The following is a 20,081-nucleotide window of genomic DNA, read 5'->3' as shown; positions in this document are numbered from 1 at the left end:
TTAACTTTAGCTTAAAATCACAATACCGTAGTCGTATGTCACAAACCGTAATTACTAAAAATACACTCGATTTTTTAAACGATCTAAAAAAGAACAATAACAGGGATTGGTTCGAGCAACATAAAAAGCGGTTCAAGGTCCAGCAGGCTGAGGTCAAGAAGTTTTTTCAGGTAGTTATGGACAAGTTGAATATGCATGATAAGATAGAAAAAATGAAAGTTTTCCGGATTTATAGGGATATCCGGTTTTCAAAGGACAAAACACCTTATAAGTTCAATTTTTCGGCCTCATTTACTAGAATGGGAGCGGATCGTAGAGGAGGCTATTACGTGCATATACAACCCGAAGGTAGTTTCATCGCCACTGGATTTTGGAATCCAGAAAAGGACGATTTGCACAGGATTCGAAAGGAGTTCGAGGTGGACGCCATCGAGTTTAGGTGTATTATGGAAAACCATGACTTCCAAAAAATCTGGGGAAGTTTGGAAGGGGAGGAGCTAAAGACCGCGCCTAAGGGATTTGATAAGGATGATCCCAACATCGACCTCATCCGCAAGAAACAGTATATTTTTATGCGAAGGTTTACAGATCAAGAAGTATTAGCACCTGATTTTGTAGAGAAAATCAACGAATCCTTTATGGCTATTCGGCCTTTTTTTGATTTAATGAGCAACATTTTGACCACGGACCTTAACGGGGAGTCGCTTTTAAGCTAGGACACCATCCTCAAAATATTGTATCTGGTCCTGAAGTCTCTTGATGACCATGTTCATCATCCTTTTGTTCAAGGCCGATGAGTTTTTAATATAGGTTTCATATTCTTCCAATGTAAATTGACCTATAATCATTCCTTTTAAGGAATTACGGTACTTGATATCCTTCTGGATGGCGTTAATAATGTAGCCCAACCTATTTTCCAAACTTAGGCTATAAAAGGAATTCTTTCCTTTCACGATATAATTTTGAAAGGAAGCCAGCAACAAACCGTTCTGAAGTTTGATTACCGGGCGCAGCGTTTTGTTCTGGAAACGTTCCTCCTCGCTCATGTTCGGGAGAATTTTTGCGGAAGGAATTTCGGGGCGAATCTGAAGCAACTTTTGGGACCTGTCGTTCATTTTGTGCGGTTTTTATAAAGATAGCCATTAAAGTCCGCTTGGATTTGCGTTGGGATATTAGTTTTTAACGGGGTTATAAACAATGCCCTTCTTTCACACATTTAAAATTGGTTTAATAGATTTTCTATTGCATATTTTGGGTTTAACCAAGGACAATGAAATGTTAAAGGATCTGTTGACGTGGCCTATAAATCGGCGATTATCCTAAAATCCGACCTATATTTTTGCTGATTCCATAGTACGCTGGCACAACATTTTACATCTTCATAAATCCGTCTGTTAAATATGGTGAAGGGCCCTATTTCCTTACTTTTTTCGTTATAATTTTGACCTGTAAAACAATACGTTATGAGATTCCATACTAGAAAATTAGTAAAGCCGGAAGACCTGAATTCCAACGGAACGTTGTTTGGTGGGAAAGTATTGGCATGGATCGATGAGGAAGCCGCCCTATATAGTATCATACAGCTTGAGAACAGCAAGATAGTCACCAAATACATGTCCGAAATCAATTTCATGAGTGCCGCCAAACAAGGGGACATTGTTGAAATTGGGGTTCAGGTCGTTAAATTCGGGAAAACCTCGCTTACCTTGAACTGTGAGGTTCGAAACAAAATGAACCACGAGACCATTGTTACCGTGGACAACATTATCATGGTAAACCTAGGTGACGACGGCAAACCAGCCCCGCATGGTAAGACAAAGGTTGAGTTCGTGAAAGACAGACTGGCAGCGGCGGAAACCACCTAAAATATTAGGACATGGTTTTGGCGATGGCCTGTACTTCGTCCAATACCCGGAGTAAATTACCGCTCCAAAGCTTGGCGATTTCTTCTTCGGTGTAGCCTCTTTTTACAAGCTCCAGGGTAACATTGAAGGTTTCTGATGCATCGGACCATCCGTCGATGCCTCCGCCTCCATCAAAATCGGAGCTAATACCTACGTGGTCAATGCCTATCAATTTGACCATGTAGTCGATATGGTCCACAAAATCCGAAACGTTCACGGGTTCAGGGACATCTTTTCTGCTTTTTACCAATTCCTGGCTCATCTGGGTGACCTTGGGATAGTTTTCCATAAATGCGGCCCTTTGCTCGTCCGTAAGGCTTCTAAACTGTGAACGCTCGTACCATTCGATACCTAGGGAGTCCGCTATATGCCGATATACCTCTTTCATGTAGGCTGCACGGGCTTCGTGCTTTTCCGTATTAAGATAGGAACTAAAAGCGACCGTTTGGACAACGCCCCCGTTTTCCTTCATCAGCATCAACTGCTCGTCGTCCAGATTCCTGCTATGGTCGCACAGTGCCCTGGCTGAAGAATGGGATGCAATTATCGGAGCCTTGGACAACGCGATCATCTGTTTCATGGCTTCTTTCGACGGATGGGAAACATCCACCATAATTCCTAATCTATTCATCTCTTTTACAGCCTCTTTACCTAAGTCACTTAAACCATTGTGTAACCATATGGAATCCGCTTCGCCCGTGTTTGAATCGCTGAATTGGCTATGGCCGTTGTGGGCCAGCGAAATGTAGCGCGCCCCAAGTTCATGGTAGCGTTCAAACTCCGACAAATCCTCGCCCATGGGATAGGCATTTTCTACCCCGATCATGGCCACTTTTTTACCTTCATCGTGGATGCGGCGTACATCTTCGGAGGTAAGTGCAAGGTTGATTTTGTCCGGGGCAATCTCTTCACAAAGCCTGTGGATGGCATCGAACTTCGCCATGGCGTTATCCTTCCCTTTGGCATAACCTTCGGCCGTTAGGGTATCCTGTCCCGTATAAACGATCAACCACGCCACGTCCATACCTCCTTCCTCCATTTTGGGAAGATTTATCTGGGTATTCAGGCGCTGGGTATAGTTGATACTATCCGTGAAATTGGCCACATTGATGTCATCATGGGTGTCCAATGTGATTACGTTGTTATGGATGCGCCTGGCCTTATCCCCAAGGGATTCCGCCACCTGTGGTTTTTCCTCTTTACAGGCAAATACTGCCAAAACGCCTAAAATATAGATGTACCGCTTCATTTTGTACCATTTTATACCTACAAATAAAGGCTATTCACAACAAAAAAGGAAGCCTAGGGAACATTTAATTGTGGGTAGACCATGAAAGGGTCAATTTTATTTCCTGAAAACTAAGAAAGACCCCAAAACTACGACCCATTCATGGACGGTGTACAAACAGAAAACTTACTGAGTCAGTTAAAACATTTGGAATCAAGCTTATCCAGCTTTTCATTTGAATCGCTTAATGCAGCGGAGGCCGCTTCGTTAAAAAACTCTTTTAGGGCCTTTTCGGAGCTTTTGGAGGGAAAGATCCAAAATCCCAACAGCCCCTTACCAATAGCTTCTGTAGGAAATGAATTCAATGACAAAAATTCATCGGCGGAGGGACAGCGCAAGGAAACCAAGTTCATTGCACATATTAGCCATGAAATCCGTACTCCGTTGAACGGAATCATCGGTTTTACCAATCTTTTGCGCGAAGACAACCTTAGTGAAACCCAATCCAAAAAGGTCGATGCCATACATATGGCCTCCCAGAACTTGATGGAAATCATCAATGAAGTGTTGGAGTACTCCAAGCTATCCTCTGGTATGGAGGACTTTATGTCCGTTGATTTTAATTTCCACGGATTGATCAACGACGTTATTTTTCTAAGCCAGACTTTATTGGTCGATAAAAATATAGACCTACAGCTAAAAATCGACTCCGGGATTCCCGGGACTTTGATTGGAGATCCTTCCAAGTTGTCTCAGATACTTCTCAATTTATTGGGGAACGCCATCAAATTTGTGGAGAAGGGATACATTCGGTTAGAGGTTTCCCTTTTAAAACAGGATGAGGAAGAATATATATTGGAGTTTAGCGTAGCGGATACCGGTATCGGTATGTCCAAGGAACAGCTTGGCGATATCTTCAAATGCTTCAAACAGGCAGATAGGCATATTTACCCCAAATACGGGGGGACGGGCCTTGGACTTTGTATCGTCAGGGAATTGGTGGAAAGGCAGGGAGGCGAAATATCGGCGGAAAGTATAATGGGAGAGGGTTCGACCTTCAAGTTTACCATGCCACTAAAAAAAGGCAGTTCACAGAACATTCGCAAACAGACCCTTAGCACGGTTACGGGCTTAAAAGGCAAGGAATTGTTGAATGGTACCAAAATCTTGGTGTTCGAGGACAATACCATGAACCAGCACCTTATAAAGGAGCAATTGGACAAATGGGGCTGTAGGGTATACGTTACTTCCAATGCGGATAAAGGTTTGGGTATACTGCGAACACAGCAAATTGATATAGTTCTGATGGATTTGAAGATGCCCGGCCTTAACGGTTTTCAAATAACTGAACTAATTAGGGGCGACAAGTATCTTGAGAAGGTTCCCATCATTGCCGTAAGTGCAGATTTTACTGCCAAGGACGAAGAAAACTGCATTGCGACCGGTATCAACGACTTTTTGCTGAAGCCCTACACGCTGGACGAGTTGTTGAAAAAGCTTTTAAAGGCCAAGAAACAAGGTCTTCCCAAAGAAAGTAAGGCACTTCTAAAGACAGGCGTCATTACGGGAAACCCTGCTACCACTGTGAATCTACAAGGCGTATTGGCAGATTGTTGTGGGGAAATCGTCGTATTGGAAGAACTTATTCGCTTGTTCAAGCAAAATGTATATGAGTTTATCGGTTCGGCAAAAATCGACCTCAAACAGAACAAACTAAAGGAAATAGGCTTTGCCGCCCATAAGCTGAAGGCTGGTCTCAAAATGCTGCAATTGGAAAAACTTGTGGATATCATGATCCAGATGCAGGCATCCACTGAAGCTCTGGACGAAATAAAGCTCAGGGCATTATTCGAGACATTCCTTCAGCAATATCCGGAGTATGAAAAACAAATCGATTCGGCCTTTGCCCAAATCAAAAAACAATCCAATAGCTAAGTATGGAGGTACTATTGGCAGATGATGATGAGCTTTTGGCGTCCCTTTTGAGTTTTCGACTCAAAAAGAGTGGCTTTAAGGTGCATTTTACCTCCAATGGCAAGGAGATGAAGGAGTATATGGAGACCCATAGGCCGGATATCATCGTTTGTGATATCATGATGCCCTATTTCTCCGGAATCGAATTGATCACCTATGTGCGAAAGGAGCTATCCTTGGACACGCCCATTATTATTATTTCATCGGCAGGAAATGAAGAGAATGTACTGAGCGCCTTTGAATTAGGTGCGAACGATTTTATATCAAAGCCCTTTAGTCCATCGGAATTAATGGTCCGGTTGACACGCGAACTGAAAAAAACCTAAACCTATAGTCATAGTCCCCCAGACCTATAAAATAACGACCTTGATCACAAGCCCCAAAATCCCGACGGATTTGCTATGGGGTTTATCCTCTTTTTTTATAGGGCTGGCCGTGGTGTACCTAATTTCCGTCTTCTACTTCAGAAACAGGATTACGAAGGAAGCCCAAAAAATAAGGGAAAAGAAAAAGGAGCTTTCACCTATTGTGAGCGAGTTTTTGTTCTATGACGAAAACGGGGACAAGATTGAAAAAATTAACTATATAGGGCTCAAAATAGAGGTAAGGGAATTGATTAAGAATCCGTTCGACCGTAAAGTGCTTACGGAAATCCTCATGGACCTTCGCAAGGATGTTTCCGGATCGACCAGGGCGGAGCTGTTCCATATTTATCAGGACCTGGGACTGCATGAAGATGCCTATAAGAAGTTGAAAAGCTGGCGTTGGGAGGACATTGCCAAGGGCATATTCGAACTTACTCAAATGCATATGGAGGAAGCTTACATGCCAATCACCCGATTTATAAACGATAGGCGGCCTACAGTGAGAAAACAGGCTGAAATTGCCGTGGTGACCCTTAAGCGGGAAGGAATCACTTTCTTTTTGGACCATACGAAGTATAAGATATCGGAATGGCAGCAATTGAAACTTTTGGATGTGGTACGGAACAAGGAGGACTATCTCGCGCCCCCATTCAGGCTATGGTTGACCTCCAAGAACAACTTCGTGGTGCTTTTTGCCCTAAGGCTCATAAAACATTACAACCAGAATGACGCCCGTACCTCCTTGATTACCTTGGTGCACCATAAAAGTGACCATATTAAGCGGGAGACCATTCACTGTATCAAGGAATTCAATATCACCGAAGCACTGCCAGTGCTGAAGTCGGTTTTTGATAGGAACAGTACCGATATCCGCATGCACATATTGGATACCGTAGCAGAAATTGGCAGTGAGGCGGACCTTCCGTTTTTGGAAAATATTGAGGGCCAGAACTATAGTTTTATGGTAAAGAACAAGGCGGTAAGGGCCATCAACACAATCAAGCCCGAAGCTATTCTGCCAACAAAGGATATAGAAAAAGTTACCGAGCCTAAGGTGCCCGAAAATGAGGTTGATCAGATGGAAGCAGATGAAACGGAGCACGAGTTTCAGTCAGAAACAATAACATACAAAGCCCAAAATCTGGAGCTTCCTACGTCCCAGCCAAAATTCATGGATGAGGAAATCTTGGATGCCGATGAATTATTCTTGGACACGCAAACCTGGGAGCCCAGCATCGAAGAAATTGAAGAGGAGGAGATGCAAACCTTGGATTTAGAGGATGCCCTGGAATTGACCGAGGAAGAAATAGCATTTTTGCCCTTGGTTATCGATTCGGATAGGGAAGGGATTGCCAATGTATCCGAAGAAAAGGAAATTTCCCTTAATGACCTTCCCGTGGTTTTTGAGGAATTGAAAACCAAAGCAAGGCCCATAGCATTTGATTGCAGCTTTTTGCCTCTGGTGGTAGAACGCCGGGAACAGGCATTTAAGAATCCCTTACAAATACGGGTCGATTTTGAAGAAGTCCTGGGCGTCCAAAAATCGGAACCTGTTAGCGTTTCATCCCTTAACGTGGACTATGAAGAGGTTTTGGTAAAACCTAAAACGGAACCTGTCCGTCCGGAATCCATGGATGTCGCCTATGAGGAGATACGTGCTCCACAAGCAGATGCTCACATCGACGAACTACAACTGGATTTACTGGATTTTTCGGATATGAATTCGGCAGAAGATACGGTAGATAAAAACTCCATTGCGTTCCCCGATTCCGAGGAAAATTCTATGGAATGGCCCTTGGATTTTGAATGGGAATCCCAAGAAAACGAGTCGCAAGATGCTGAAATAATACTTGAAGAAAATACCTCGGAAACGGTTTTCTCCCTTGAGGACCTTATCCCCAAACCAAAATTCTACGATGACATGGAAACCATGGCCCTTTTGGAAAATATTGAGGAACTGGGGGATGAACGGGAAATCCCGTTTTTAAAATCCCTATTGGAGAGCGAGACTTCCCCCGCTGTTTTGGAACGGGTCGGTACTATTTTGGACCACTTTATTGCCACGTACACCAAACAGACAGTTGCCGAGAACATGGAGGCCCTAAAGGAATATAGTGTTTTTGAGGAATTGATTTCCAAAGGCGATTTGGAGACCAAACTTTTTTTATTGAACGAAATCGCAGAAGTTGGCGATGCCAAGGAATTGCATTTGCTCCACACTTTGGTTTCCGATGCGCATAAGGGTATTCGGGAAACTGCTTTAAAAGTACTGCATAGTTTACAGAATCGACTCCAGGAGACTACTTTAGATCCTGGGCTTCTAGAGGACGATACGCCCCTGTCCATTGAACAACTGTTAAATCAGGACAATTCAGATTTCTTCGAATTGAACTTTGAACTTGCCGGAACAACAAAGGGTACCAACGAAAGGAAGTATACGAGATCCTTCAATACAGGGGACCGCAATACCCTTTTTGACCATCTGTGCAATATGTCCTCCAAATTTTACAACAAAAAGAATGGCTAGCGGGTTTTTGGACATATTGATGGAGTATATAAACATCGTTTTTTTCGTGTTTACGGTAGTGCTCTTTTCCATGTTTACCATAATGGGCTATTTGTCCACAAGAAATTCCATCCACTACAGGAACAAAAATAGTTTTGGGGACATGTCCAAGCTGATGGCCTCTCCCTTGGCCCCAAGCATTACCATCATTGCGCCCGCATATAACGAGGGGCTTACCATTGTGGAGAATATACGTTCGCTCATGTCCTTGCGGTACGTGAATTACGAGGTCATGGTAGTCAACGATGGGAGTAAGGACGATACCTTACAGAAAATGATAGACGCCTACGATCTGTATAAAATTGAGCAGGAAATAGACCCGGATTGGAAGAACAAACCCATACGGGGCATCTATAAATCGCCCCATAAGGCCTTTTCAAAATTAACCGTAATCGATAAGGAAAACGGTGGTAAGTCCGATGCCCTGAACACGGGCATGGCCCTTTCTACCAATCAATATGTGGGCTGTATCGATGTGGATTGCCTACTATTGCCCGATGCACTTTTGCACGTGGTTAAGTCCTTCTACCAGCGTTCCGAAAAGCAGGTAATCGCGGTGGGCGGTGTGATCCGCGTGGCAAATTCCTGCATCATACAGGGCGGACAATTGGAAGAAATACGCTTGCCTACCAATTGGCTGGCCCGTTTTCAATTGTTGGAATACACCCGGTCCTTTATTTTGGGAAGAATGGCTTGGGGCCGTATCGATAGTTTGTTGATCATCTCCGGGGCCTTTGGTTTTTTTGATCGTCAAATAGCCTTGGAAGTTGGGGGGTATGATACCAATACGGTGGGCGAGGATATGGAAATCGTATTTAAGATGCGTCGTTACATGCACGAACGTAAATTGCCGTATACCGTGGAATATATCCCGGATCCGCTATGCTGGACAGAAGTTCCCGAAGACCCAAAGATCCTTGTTAACCAAAGGGACCGATGGGCGAGGGGGAACCTAGAGACCCTTTTTAAGCATAAGGACATGTTCTTCAACCCCAAGTTTGGAAGGTTGGGCATGCTCAGTTATCCCTATTGGTTCTTTTATGAATGGTTAGCTCCCTTGTTGGAGTTTTTCGGCTTTTTTACCATCATCCTTTTTTATTGGTTGGGAATTTTGAATTGGGAGTTCTTTTTGGCAATAACGGCGGCCGTTTACATCTATTCCATCATGTTCTCCTTTTACGCCATTCTCTGGGATGTCTATTCCTATAACGAATACAAGAAAACAAAGGATATCTTGATTTTGATGTTCTGTGCCATCATTGAGCCACTAACGTTCCATCCTTTGGTGGTATGGTCCGCTGTTCGTGGCAATTACAAAAAACTGTTCAAGATAAAGTCGGGTTGGGGTTCCCAGGTTCGTAAAGGATTTGCAAAAGCTACGTAAACATGCTGGAATACAGGGAAGAACATATCGAAAGCAAGGAGCGGAAACTGCGTGATTTTATCCCCGTGGTCATTACCTTCTTTGTGGGATTGGTCGTCCTGTCCATCTATCAGAATGCCATGTTGTACGCCATTGGTGTTCTGGACAGTGTTTTCAACAGTAGCTTCTTACTTAATCTATTGCACCATTTGGGATATGCATCCGTCATTTCCCTGTTTTTGGCCTTTATTTTCAATCTTTTGGAAAATAAAAAACCAGGGCTTGGGCTTCGGGTCGTTCAAATTATGTTGATTATCCTGTTGCTTTTGGAAGCGGTATTGATTACCTACTACGTACAGAATTTTGAGCCCTTGGGTTCGGATTTTTTGGGACTGTTCAAGAACAAGGAAATACGGTTCTCCTTGCTACAGGCATCGGTGGCAACCTCTATTACCTTGACCGTCTGTTTTATCTGTTACAAATACATCGCATCGTTTTATACCGTGATAAGCCGCATGTACCCGCTGACCATCGTATTTTTCAGCATTTTTCTGGCTACGCTGTATTCGGATAAAAAACCCATCAACGAAAACAAGACCCAGTATTTGGCGCATCACGTTACGAAGCGTCTCTTGCAATCCTATAGTTATGAGGGTGCCGAGGAATACCCGCTCGTCAGGCCTTTTCAAAAGGAAACAGGTTTGTCCGGATATTTTAAACCGATGGATACCTTGCCGAATATCAAAATTATCATCATGGATGGTCTTGGAAATGAGTTCGTTAACGGACGTTTTACGGACTTTATGCCCAATTTGCAGGAATTGAAACGAAAATCCCTGAGCTGGAAAAACTTCCTGAGCAATACGGGAGAAAGTCACGCCGCCTTTCCCACGATTATTGGGTCCTTGCCTTTTGGGGAATCAGGATTTACGACCCTATCTGATTTTACCTATAGAAATACCCTGTATAGTATTTTACGGGAAAACGGGTACAAAACAAGTTTCAACCATGGGGGCAATACCGCCCTGTTCAATATAGACCGATTTTTAGAGGAGGAGAAAGTCGACCAGATTTTTGACCGAAACAACTTTGGAAGGGAATTTAGCCTGCAAGAGGAGGATGCTGCGGGAATTACCCTTGGCTATCCGGACGGTGCCCTGTTTTCCAATTTCCATAAGAATGCAAAGCCTAGCGTAAGGCCAAAACTGGATGTGTTCCTGACCTTGAGTACTAAAGTGCCCTATCACATCCCAGAAATCGATACCTATACCCATAAAGTGGCAAACATCGTGGAGACTTCTGGTATGAAAGCGTCAGAACAACGATTTGTGCGGAGTAACGAGGAACTTTTCGCCAGTTTTGTCTATGCCGATGAAGCGTTGGCCCAGTTCATGACCCGGGAGCAACTTTCCCCTGATTTTTCAACTACGATCTATGTGATAACCGGAAGCCATCAGCTCTCCGAACTTTCGCAGGACAACGCCCTTTCAAAGTATCGGGTTCCTTTGTTGATCTTTAGTCCATTATTGAAATCCGCCACGGAGATAACAAACGTTGCTTCCCATGCGGATATAGCGCCAAGTCTTCTCGGGTTGCTTTCGGAAAAACAAAATAGTAAGGTCCCGGACCAAGTAGGTTTTCTGGGAGGGGATCTGATCAGGGAATCCGGTACAAAAGACTCTAAGGAGGTTCCCCTATTGCGGAGTGCCTACAGACTACAGGATTATATACTGGACGATTTATTTTATTCCGATGGGGAGATTTACAAACTGGAAAAGGATTTGAACCTACGGGAATTGGAGGATGATGAAGAGACCCGGGTGTCCTTACTTGAAGAACGTTACCAAAACTTTAAGATTGTAAATAGGTACGTAACGGAAAGTAATAGGATCATACCAAAATCGGTTTCCTTGATTGAGGACCGAAAACCCAAATTTACCAAGGAAGAATTGATCTGGATCGAGAGTGTCTTTAATGGAAAGGATTTTGACAACGCCTACGGACATGCCAAGCAATTGGCTTTTGACAAGGATTATGGCAGGGCCTTATTGCTGAGCGAATATATCCTGAGTGAAATTCCAAGGCATGCGGATACGGAAATACTCATGGGTAGGGTGCGGGCATGGCAGGGCGATTATGAAAGGTCCATTCAAATTTTAAATAACGTAATTCGGAAATACCCCAAGTACGAGGATGGCTATTGCGCCTTGATGGATGCCTATTTCTGGTCCGGGAAGAATGAAAATATGTATGAAATTCAACGATTGGCCCGCAAGAACGGGATTCTGGATAAAATCTTAAACGAAAAATTCGAAAGGTCCCTCGCTTTGATCCGCCAAGGGAAAGAAGTGGAAGGAAAAAGTGCCATAGAGCAAGAAACGGTTGAAATAGGGTCACAAAGAAAATGAGACAAAGGATTTATTTGATACTCGTAATACTAGTATCCCTCAATGCCTTGGGACAGGAAACCGGTTATACCGGAGATCCGGACACTTCTTTTTTCGCTGCAAGGGATTTGGCCTTTGCGGGCCACAGGGCATCGGCCAGGGACACCTTAATAAGTATCCTAACAAAGTATCCAGATTACGTGGATGTACGAAGTTTGTTGGCAAAGACCTACAGTTGGGACCAAGAATACGATGCCGCAAGATTGGAATTCAATCGGGTTACGAGTACCGAACGAAAAAATTCCGAAGCTTGGGTAGGTGCAATCAAGAACGAACAGTACGCCAAAAACTACAACATCGCTTTGGGACTGGCCAATAAGGCCTTGAACTATTTGCCACAGGACGAGGAACTGCTGCGTCTAAAACAGGAAATCGTCCAACATATCGAAGACCAACAACTTTTACAGAACCGGTTAAAAACTACTAAGATTGCGGAGGAACGCAATCAATCCCTGACCTTATACACAGAGGCCGAGGTGTTCGATGGGGATTTGGACCCCATGTATTTCGGGGCCCTGGAATATCAAAAAAGGACGAAATGGGGAGTGTTTATCCCCAGGCTCAACTATAACCGCAGGTTTAACATCAACGGGATACAGGCTGAGGTGGATGCCTATCCCAGATTTTCCAAATCCCTGAGTGGCTATGTAAATTATGGCTATTCCGGTGATGTCATCTTTCCCAGGCACCGGATGGGAGGGGAGCTGTTAAAGGAGCTGCCCAAGGCCATGGAAGCTTCCTTAGGTTTCAGGCACCTGATTTTTGAGCAGGATGCGGCAACCATACTAACGGGAACTTTTGGGCTGTACAGAGGGAATTATTATGCGGTGCTCAGACCTTATTTCGTGCCCGATGCAAAAAAGGGCCTGGGTATTTCAGGAAATCTCCTGGTCCGAAAGTATTTCAAGGACGGAAACAATTTTTTGGGCATGAACCTGGTTTACGGGTTTGATACGGAACTGAACCAATTCATTATCAACGGACAGTTGTTGTCCGAAACGCTATTGTACCTGGAAGCCCAAAGACTCCGATTGGAATATCAGTTTACCAACAAAAAGGGCAACAATCAATACAAGGCCAATCTGGGGGTAAACCGACAGGAATTGGCGTTTAGCTCGGGAAATTTTTTCTTGTCCGTTACCGCGGGCATTGCCTATCAGGTGAAATTCCGTTGAACGAATCTAAATTATCGACGAACTGAATAGTTGTGCAGCCAAGTAAATTAGGGGGTTGTGGAGGAATTGCAAAAGTAAACCTATAGCAACCGTATTTTTTACAACATAAATGAACGGGTTTACCACATTTAATTGTCCTAAAGGGAAGTAGCACCTACTTTTAGCATGTACTAATTGAGTAACCAAATCGAAATTATAAACCTAAAAAACCCCTAACCATGCTTTACGATACCTACGGTGAAGAATATTTGGTTTTTCTTCAGGAACTAAACGAAATCCTAAGCCTTAACGAATTAGCGGAGCTGGATTACATGTAATTGAATAGCTCTTAACCTTATAATATAATATTATGGCAAATCAAGGGAACGATAACGCGTCTTATCATAATTTTATTGAAAATTTGAACAATATTCTTGTGGACTCAAACATCAGCAAGCTAACGTATTCTTAGTGTCTAGTGTGTACTACGAAAAAAGCGCCTTTAGTTTTTAAAGGCGCTTTTTTATTTGAGGCTAATATGGTTATTATCCTAGATATGTCTTTAAAAGTTTACTTCTTGAATTGTGACGTAGTTTTCTGATCGCCTTTTCCCGAATTTGCCGTACACGTTCCCTTGTCAAATCGAACGTATGGCCAATTTCTGCCAAGGTCATGGCCTGTTGGTCGCCAATACCGTAATAAAGCTTTACAACATCGGCCTCACGGGGAGATAGGGTTTCCAAGGCCCTATTGATCTCCGTATTCAGGGATTGTTGCAATAAATGGTTGTCCGGTTTTGGGGACTCCCCGGATCTCAAAACGTCATATAGATTGGAATCCTCCCCTTCGCGTAACGGTGCGTCCATGGAAACGTGCCTACCGGAATTCTTCAAAGATTGCTTGACCTCCGTTACCGTCATTTCCAATTCCTTGGCAATTTCCTCTGCGGATGGTGGACGCTCGTGCGTTTGCTCTAAATAGGAAAAGGTCTTTTTAATTTTATTGATTGAACCGATTTTATTTAAGGGAAGCCTAACGACCCTTGATTGTTCTGCCAAGGCCTGTAAAATCGATTGACGTATCCACCAAACGGCGTAGGATATAAATTTGAACCCTCGGGTTTCATCAAAGCGTTTGGCCGCTTTTACCAGGCCTAAGTTTCCTTCGTTGATGAGATCGGGTAGTTTTAAACCCTGATTCTGATATTGTTTTGCTACGGATACCACAAATCGGAGATTAGCGGTGGTCAATTTTTCCAAGGCCACTTGGTCACCTTCGCGTATCCTTTGGGCCAGTTCTACTTCTTCGTTTGCTGTTATTAAATCAATCTTACTGATATCCTGCAAGTATTTGTCCAATGATTTCGATTCGCGATTGGTTACCTGCTTGATAATCTTTAGTTGCCTCATGTATGTGTGTATTTATTATTTAGTGTATGTCCAAGTTCTCATTATACATTTTTATTAGCTCTTTTCCAAAGGGAAACCCTTAATGTTTTCCAAAATTTATAAGCTATCCCATAAATTATCAAGGTTTTAGGTGGATCTTGCCACAAAGTGTATTTTTGGCATAACGGACCTATTATGAGCAAAAGAGCCTTAAAAATCTATTTATCGGAATTAAGAAAAAAAGAGCTGGAAGCCCAGATCATGGAACTTTATGAAAAGTTTCCCGTGGTAAAGACCTATTATGATTTTGCTTTTAATCCCAAGGAGGACAAATTGTTGCAGGACGCCAAGACCAAAATCACCAACGAATACTTTCCTGTAAAAAGAAAGCGGCCCAAGGCGAGAAGGTCGGTCGCCCAAAAGTATATCAAACACTTTGTCAAACTGGGAGTGGATAGTGCCCTGGTGGCGGACCTCATGTGTTTCAACCTTGAAATAGCCCAAACATTTGCCTTGGAACGCAATGTACCCGATGCATTTTTCAAGAGCATGCTCAATTCCTTTTCGGAGATGACTACCTTTATTTCCCAACATGGGATTTTGGAGGAATTCAAAGGGCGAATCGTAAGCATTTACAATCATACACAGACCGGGGATTGGCTTTATAAAGAGGGGTTTTCCAAGGCCTTGGACATTTTGGAATAAATCAGAAAATTATGGCGATAGTTATCATCAGACAGGACGGAAAAATCGAGGCTTGGAAGAAAGCCTTGAAGGAAAGGAACCCTTCCATAGCGATATATAGTTATTTGGAAGACCATCCAAAACAGGACATTACCATGGCCCTGATATGGAAACATCCCCAAGGAAGCCTATCGGTTTATCCCAATTTAAAGTGTATCGCCTCTTCTGGGGCGGGTGTTGATTATATTTTCGAGGATGCATCGGCACCCACCGATATACCCATTACCAGGGTCATAGATCCCTATTTGGCCAGTGATATGTCCGAACACGTACTGGCGGTAATCCTTGCGGAATTGAAGAATTTCAATAGCTATAAACTGCAACAGGTAGCTAGTGATTGGAAACCCAAAATTTACAGACGAATCAAGGACGTTACCGTCGGAATCATGGGGTTAGGGGAATTGGGAGCCCTGACGGCGAACGATTTGGTGAAATTCGGTTTTACCGTTCAGGGGTGGTCCAGAAGCCAAAAAGAATTGAAAAATGTAAAAACCTTCGCAGGATCGGATACACTGGATGCTTTTCTACAAGCGACCGAAATTTTGGTCTGTCTTCTTCCCCTGACGCCGGATACGGAGGGGATTCTCAACAAGGAACTTTTTGAAAGATTACCAAAGGGCGCCTATGTCATCAATGTGGCCCGGGGAGGCCATTTGGTCGATAGGGACCTGCTCGAAGCCTTGGATGCCGATCATCTGTCCGGTGCCTGTTTGGATGTCTACCATCAGGAGCCATTGCCAAAGGACCATCCTTTTTGGCAACATCCAAAAATCTTCATGACACCGCATTACGCCAGCGTCTCCGATACAGATTCCGTCGTGCCCCAGATACTGGAAAATTATGATCGACTCAGAATGGGCAAGGAACTACTAAATACGGTGAACAGAAAGAAAGGCTATTAACAATCATCGTTCATAAATTCTCTACAGAATAGGCGCCATAGCGGGATTTATATTTTAATTACCGATAAAAATCCTCTAATTTTAAGGTTTCGTAATTTTTAACCGAACTAAAATTTCTTGCCTTTTTGAAAGCCACAAAGGACACCACGGAGAAGACTTTATACGGATATCAGGAGGAAGACCTCAAAAGAATCTTTGAATATCTTGAGGACAATCCTGATAATTCCAACCTTTTGTACCAGCTGCCCACAGGTGGAGGGAAGACCGTTATTTTTTCCGAAATCGCACGAAGGTACATTGAAAGAAAGGGAAAGAAGGTCGTAGTGCTTACGCATCGTATTGAGCTTAGTCTCCAAACTTCCAAGATGCTGACCGGTTTTGGGGTTCGCAACAAAATAATCAACAGCGATGTTAAGGAACTAAAGGACCAGGACGATTTCAATTGCTTTGTAGCCATGGTGGAGACCTTGAACAACCGTCTGCAGGAGGACAAGGTGGAAATCAACAATATTGGCCTGGTCATCATCGATGAGGCCCATTATAATTCCTTCAGGAAACTCTTTAAATACTTTGACAAGTCGGTTATTCTGGGCGTTACCGCAACCCCTTTGAGTTCCAATATAAAACTTCCCATGAAGGACAACTACAAAAAGTTGATTATTGGGGAGTCCATAGAATCCTTAATCCAAAAGAAGTTTTTGGCACGTGCCAACATGTTCAATTACGATGTAAGCCTCCAAAGCTTAAAGCTGGGCATCAATGGCGATTATACCGTAAAGTCTTCGGACGAGCTCTACAGCAATCACAGCATGTTGGGCAAATTGATGAACGCCTACGAGGAGATTGCAAAGGGAAGCAAAACCTTGATTTTCAACAACGGTATCAATACCTCCCGATATGTGTACGACCTATTTAGGAAGGCAGGATACAACATCCGGCATTTGGACAATAAGAATACTGCTTCGGAGCGAAGGGAAATCCTGAAATGGTTCAAGGAAACCCCCGATGCCATATTGACATCCGTGAGCATTCTTACAACGGGTTTTGATGAGCCATCCGTAGAGACCATTATCCTGAACAGGGCCACCCGCTCGCTTACCCTCTATTTTCAAATGATTGGACGGGGTTCAAGATACCTGCCACATAAGGAACAGTTCAACGTAATCGATATGGGGAATAACATTGCCCGTTTTGGCATGTGGGATGCCAAGGTGGATTGGCAGGAAATCTTCCATTTTCCGGATTTCTTTTTGGAGAATATCAAGAACGATGAGGAAATCGAGCGGGAGTTTGTGTATGAAATGCCGCAGGAACTTAGGGATGAGTTCTCAAAATCAGAAAACATCGAATTTGACATTAAGGAGGAATACAAGAAGAGTTTCGCCAATGGGGAAAAATCCAAATTGGTTTTGGAAAAAAGCATTGAGCAACATGCCCAGATATGCGTGGAAAATGCCGACGATGTATTTGATGCGCGTATCCTCGCCAAGAAACTGAAGGAGGAAATCCAGTATCGAGTACGGCAGTATTCTTATTGTATTATGAACAATACCAAAAATTACAAGGAATGGTTGGAGGAGGATTATGAACGCAAACTACGGTCGAAAATATCCCAAAAGTTCGCCGCAAAGATGTAGCGGCTCGAGCGAATGGGTTCAAATAAATCCTACGATATTCTAATCTAATAATTTTTTCGTCTTCTACCGACCATCTTGGATTCCAAAAATCTTAAAATTTAGGCTATCCATAAAAATAATCCAAAAGGATTCATATTTAAAAGGAGTTGGTTAATTTAAGGCAATCAACAAACTCCAACCCAAGCGCATGAAAAACCGACAGCTCCTGCTCACTTTTATCCCCACCATTATACTCGCGGGGATTTATGGCTACCATTTTTTAACAGGTCTTCCACCAATTTTGATGATGCTTCTGGCTATTTTAAGTGGAATCCTGGTACAGATACTCTTTTACTTACTGTTCAAATTGATCCAGTTTGTTTTCAAAGGCATTGATACCATTTATATTTTGGCTCTATTGAGCGGAGTTTCCACCTTGGTTGCCCTAAAAGTCTTCGGTTTTGGTTGGCCGGATGCCCTATATTATGCCTTGGCAGGTACCGCATTACTAATAATCGTTTGCCTTTGGTGGTTTTTACGGACGAAATCCTTGTTTTCGTTTTTGATGCTGTCCTTTGGTTGTATCGGTTTGGGTTATGGGATTTATTTACTGGCGAATCAGGGATCGGAACCCTATCAAAATGATTTTTCAAAATTTAGCTTGGGCGATGGTGAGCCTAGCTTGGAGGAAATCGGTGTTGAAAACCCGGCAACCCTTGGCAGTTTTGAGGTCGATGCTTTTACCTATGGCAGTGGTTCGGACAAAAAAAGAACCGAATATGCACAAGAAGTTCGGTTTCAGACACCAACCGTAGACGCATCGTTGCTCTTGCCGGAATGGAAGGGGAAAAAGAAAAAATGGAGGGAAAAATTTTGGGGCTTTGGCGTCACCGAGTTTCCGTTGAACGGGCGAGTCTACATGCCACAGGGCGAAGGGCCTTTTCCGCTTGCGCTCATCGTTCATGGCAATCATAGCATGATCGATTATTCAGATGACGGCTATGGCTATTTGGGAAACCTGTTGGCGAGTAGGGGCATCATAACGGTGTCCGTCGATGAGAACTTTGTCAACGGACATTGGTCCGGAGATTTTAGGGGTAAGGAAATGCCAGTTAGGGCTTGGCTATTGCTGAAACATTTGGAGCAATGGCAACAGTGGAACAACGATTCGGCGCACGAACTTTCAGGTAAGGTGGATATGGAAAATATCATGCTTATGGGCCATTCCAGGGGCGGGGAGGCCGTAACGATTGCCGGAGGTTATAACCGACTTCCTTTTTTCCCCGATAATGCCCAAGTACCGTTCGATTTCAATTTCAACATCAAAGGTATTGTGTCCATTGCCCCAACGGACTACAGATATGATCGGAAAATCGCTCTGAAGGACGTGGACTATCTGAGTTTGCAAGGTTCCTATGATTCGGATGAAGTCAGCTTTTGGGGCTTGCGGCCGTACCGAAGGTTGCAGTTTACAGATTCCATACCCCGTTATAAAGCGGGCGTTTATGTCCATCATGCCAATCACGGTCAGTTCAATTCCACCTGGGGTAAATCGGATTTTGGAGCGCCCATGAAATGGCTATTGAACCTAGAACCGCTACTTTCAGCTGAAGAACAGCAGCAAGTGGCCCAGGTGTTCATCAGTGCTTTTGCGGAATCGGTTCTAAAAAATAACGATGCGTATATCCCCATTTTTAAAAATGTGGCGTGCGCCAAGGATTGGTTGCCGGACGAATTTCTAATGACCCATTTTGAAGCATCGGATTTTGTGAAGCTCGTGGATTTTGAGGAAGACATCGATATCACGACCGTCTCGGACAGCATTTCGATAAGGGGACATCACCTGAATCTTTGGAAGGAGCAAGGCCTAAAGACGCGCGACAATGGCAGACAGGACAACAATGCAGTGGTGTTGGGGTGGCATATTTCGGACAGTACATCAACCGATACAAAACCGATCTATGAAATAATATCGGACACCTCGTTTTGGAAAGATTCCATACATAGTATCCAGCTTTCCATTGGCAGCGGTGACCCCAAATGGTTGAAATTGGATTCCAAAGAAACCGATGTGGAAGGGGATAAGGACGCGGACCCGAAAATGGACTATGATTTCAGTCTTGTCTTGACAGATACCTTGGGACAATCGGACACCGTAAAAATAAGCGACATCAAAAACATCATACCACCGCTCAAGACAAAGTTTACCAAATTTGAGTTTCTGGATAAGGACATGATCGGGGACGCTTGGGAAGTGCAATTGCAGACCTTCCACATTCCGATTTCCAAGTTTGAAAAAAATGCATCGGATTTCGACCCCAAGGCTATAAAACACATTCGGTTTGTTTTTGACCAAAGTCCCAAAGGAGTGGTGGTTGTGGACGATATTGGGTACAATCCTTTGAAATAAATATTTCCTGAATATTGCAT

At 43.5% G+C, this 20,081-nt stretch carries 15 protein-coding genes; 12 read left to right on the top strand and 3 right to left on the bottom strand.

All coding sequences use genetic code 11. The features are described from left to right. The first annotated feature begins 35 nt into the window (after nucleotides 1-35). A complete protein-coding gene (locus PP181_RS11630; protein WP_272637240.1) occupies nucleotides 36-716 on the top strand; it encodes a DUF2461 domain-containing protein in 681 nt (226 codons plus the stop codon). Here the strand turns inward: PP181_RS11630 and PP181_RS11625 are convergent. After that, nucleotides 708-1,115: a glyoxalase gene (locus tag PP181_RS11625; RefSeq protein ID WP_154919089.1), complete on the bottom strand. Its 408-nt coding sequence runs from the start codon at nucleotides 1,113-1,115 to the stop codon at nucleotides 708-710. The genes PP181_RS11630 and PP181_RS11625 overlap by 9 nt on opposite strands. A 348-nt stretch (nucleotides 1,116-1,463) precedes the next feature. Here PP181_RS11625 and PP181_RS11620 point away from each other — a divergent pair, with 348 nt between their 5' ends. Further along, nucleotides 1,464-1,865 (top strand): acyl-CoA thioesterase, encoded by a 402-nt coding sequence (locus tag PP181_RS11620; protein ID WP_138258867.1) that lies wholly within the window; start codon nucleotides 1,464-1,466, stop codon nucleotides 1,863-1,865. A gap of 4 nt (nucleotides 1,866-1,869) precedes the next feature. On the opposite strand, the gene PP181_RS11615 is transcribed toward PP181_RS11620, so the two are convergent. Further along, the gene (locus PP181_RS11615; protein WP_272637239.1) at nucleotides 1,870-3,153 is read right to left on the bottom strand and encodes a dipeptidase; all 1,284 of its coding nucleotides are present in this window, start codon (nucleotides 3,151-3,153) and stop codon (nucleotides 1,870-1,872) included. A 141-nt stretch (nucleotides 3,154-3,294) separates the two neighbouring features. Here PP181_RS11615 and PP181_RS11610 point away from each other — a divergent pair, with 141 nt between their 5' ends. The 6 genes from PP181_RS11610 to PP181_RS11585 are packed head-to-tail and all read left to right on the top strand — an operon-like array spanning nucleotide 3,295 to nucleotide 13,022. After that, nucleotides 3,295-5,067, top strand: coding sequence for a hybrid sensor histidine kinase/response regulator (locus tag PP181_RS11610; protein WP_272637238.1), 1,773 nt, complete (start codon nucleotides 3,295-3,297; stop codon nucleotides 5,065-5,067). Nucleotides 5,068-5,069: 2 nt separating this feature from the next. Further along, nucleotides 5,070-5,432, top strand: coding sequence for a response regulator transcription factor (locus PP181_RS11605; protein ID WP_138258864.1), 363 nt, complete (start codon nucleotides 5,070-5,072; stop codon nucleotides 5,430-5,432). Between the two features lie 40 nt (nucleotides 5,433-5,472). After that, complete coding sequence (locus PP181_RS11600) at nucleotides 5,473-7,998, top strand: HEAT repeat domain-containing protein (RefSeq protein ID WP_272637237.1); 2,526 nt, start codon at nucleotides 5,473-5,475, stop codon at nucleotides 7,996-7,998. After that, nucleotides 7,991-9,421, top strand: coding sequence for a glycosyltransferase family 2 protein (locus tag PP181_RS11595; protein WP_154919098.1), 1,431 nt, complete (start codon nucleotides 7,991-7,993; stop codon nucleotides 9,419-9,421). The genes PP181_RS11600 and PP181_RS11595 overlap by 8 nt, the downstream gene beginning before the upstream one ends. Before the next feature lie 2 nt (nucleotides 9,422-9,423). Next, complete coding sequence (locus tag PP181_RS11590) at nucleotides 9,424-11,808, top strand: sulfatase-like hydrolase/transferase (RefSeq protein WP_272637236.1); 2,385 nt, start codon at nucleotides 9,424-9,426, stop codon at nucleotides 11,806-11,808. Further along, nucleotides 11,805-13,022, top strand: coding sequence for a YaiO family outer membrane beta-barrel protein (locus PP181_RS11585; RefSeq protein WP_272637235.1), 1,218 nt, complete (start codon nucleotides 11,805-11,807; stop codon nucleotides 13,020-13,022). Before PP181_RS11590 ends, PP181_RS11585 begins: the two co-directional genes overlap by 4 nt. Nucleotides 13,023-13,546: 524 nt before the next feature. Here the strand turns inward: PP181_RS11585 and PP181_RS11580 are convergent. Continuing rightward, entirely contained in the window at nucleotides 13,547-14,410 is an 864-nt protein-coding gene (locus tag PP181_RS11580; RefSeq protein WP_138258859.1) for a sigma-70 family RNA polymerase sigma factor, read from the bottom strand. A 174-nt stretch (nucleotides 14,411-14,584) separates the two neighbouring features. Between PP181_RS11580 and PP181_RS11575 the strand changes: the two genes are divergently transcribed. From PP181_RS11575 to PP181_RS11560, 4 genes are all read left to right on the top strand, one after another. Further along, a complete protein-coding gene (locus tag PP181_RS11575; RefSeq protein ID WP_272637234.1) occupies nucleotides 14,585-15,094 on the top strand; it encodes a DUF6155 family protein in 510 nt (169 codons plus the stop codon). An 11-nt stretch (nucleotides 15,095-15,105) separates the two neighbouring features. Beyond that, entirely contained in the window at nucleotides 15,106-16,035 is a 930-nt protein-coding gene (locus PP181_RS11570; RefSeq protein WP_272637233.1) for a 2-hydroxyacid dehydrogenase, read from the top strand. A gap of 125 nt (nucleotides 16,036-16,160) precedes the next feature. After that, nucleotides 16,161-17,672: a DEAD/DEAH box helicase gene (locus PP181_RS11565; protein ID WP_272637232.1), complete on the top strand. Its 1,512-nt coding sequence runs from the start codon at nucleotides 16,161-16,163 to the stop codon at nucleotides 17,670-17,672. A 187-nt stretch (nucleotides 17,673-17,859) separates the two neighbouring features. Then, nucleotides 17,860-20,061 carry a hypothetical protein gene (locus PP181_RS11560; protein ID WP_272637231.1) on the top strand — a complete coding sequence of 734 codons (2,202 nt, stop codon included), beginning with the start codon at nucleotides 17,860-17,862 and terminating at the stop codon, nucleotides 20,059-20,061. Nucleotides 20,062-20,081 lie beyond the last annotated feature (20 nt).

The sequence above is a fragment of the Maribacter sp. PR66 genome (genome assembly GCF_028464205.1).
Taxonomy (GTDB): domain Bacteria; phylum Bacteroidota; class Bacteroidia; order Flavobacteriales; family Flavobacteriaceae; genus Maribacter; species Maribacter flavus.
Note: the sequence above shows the minus strand (reverse complement) of the source record. Positions and strands in the feature narration are given on the sequence as shown.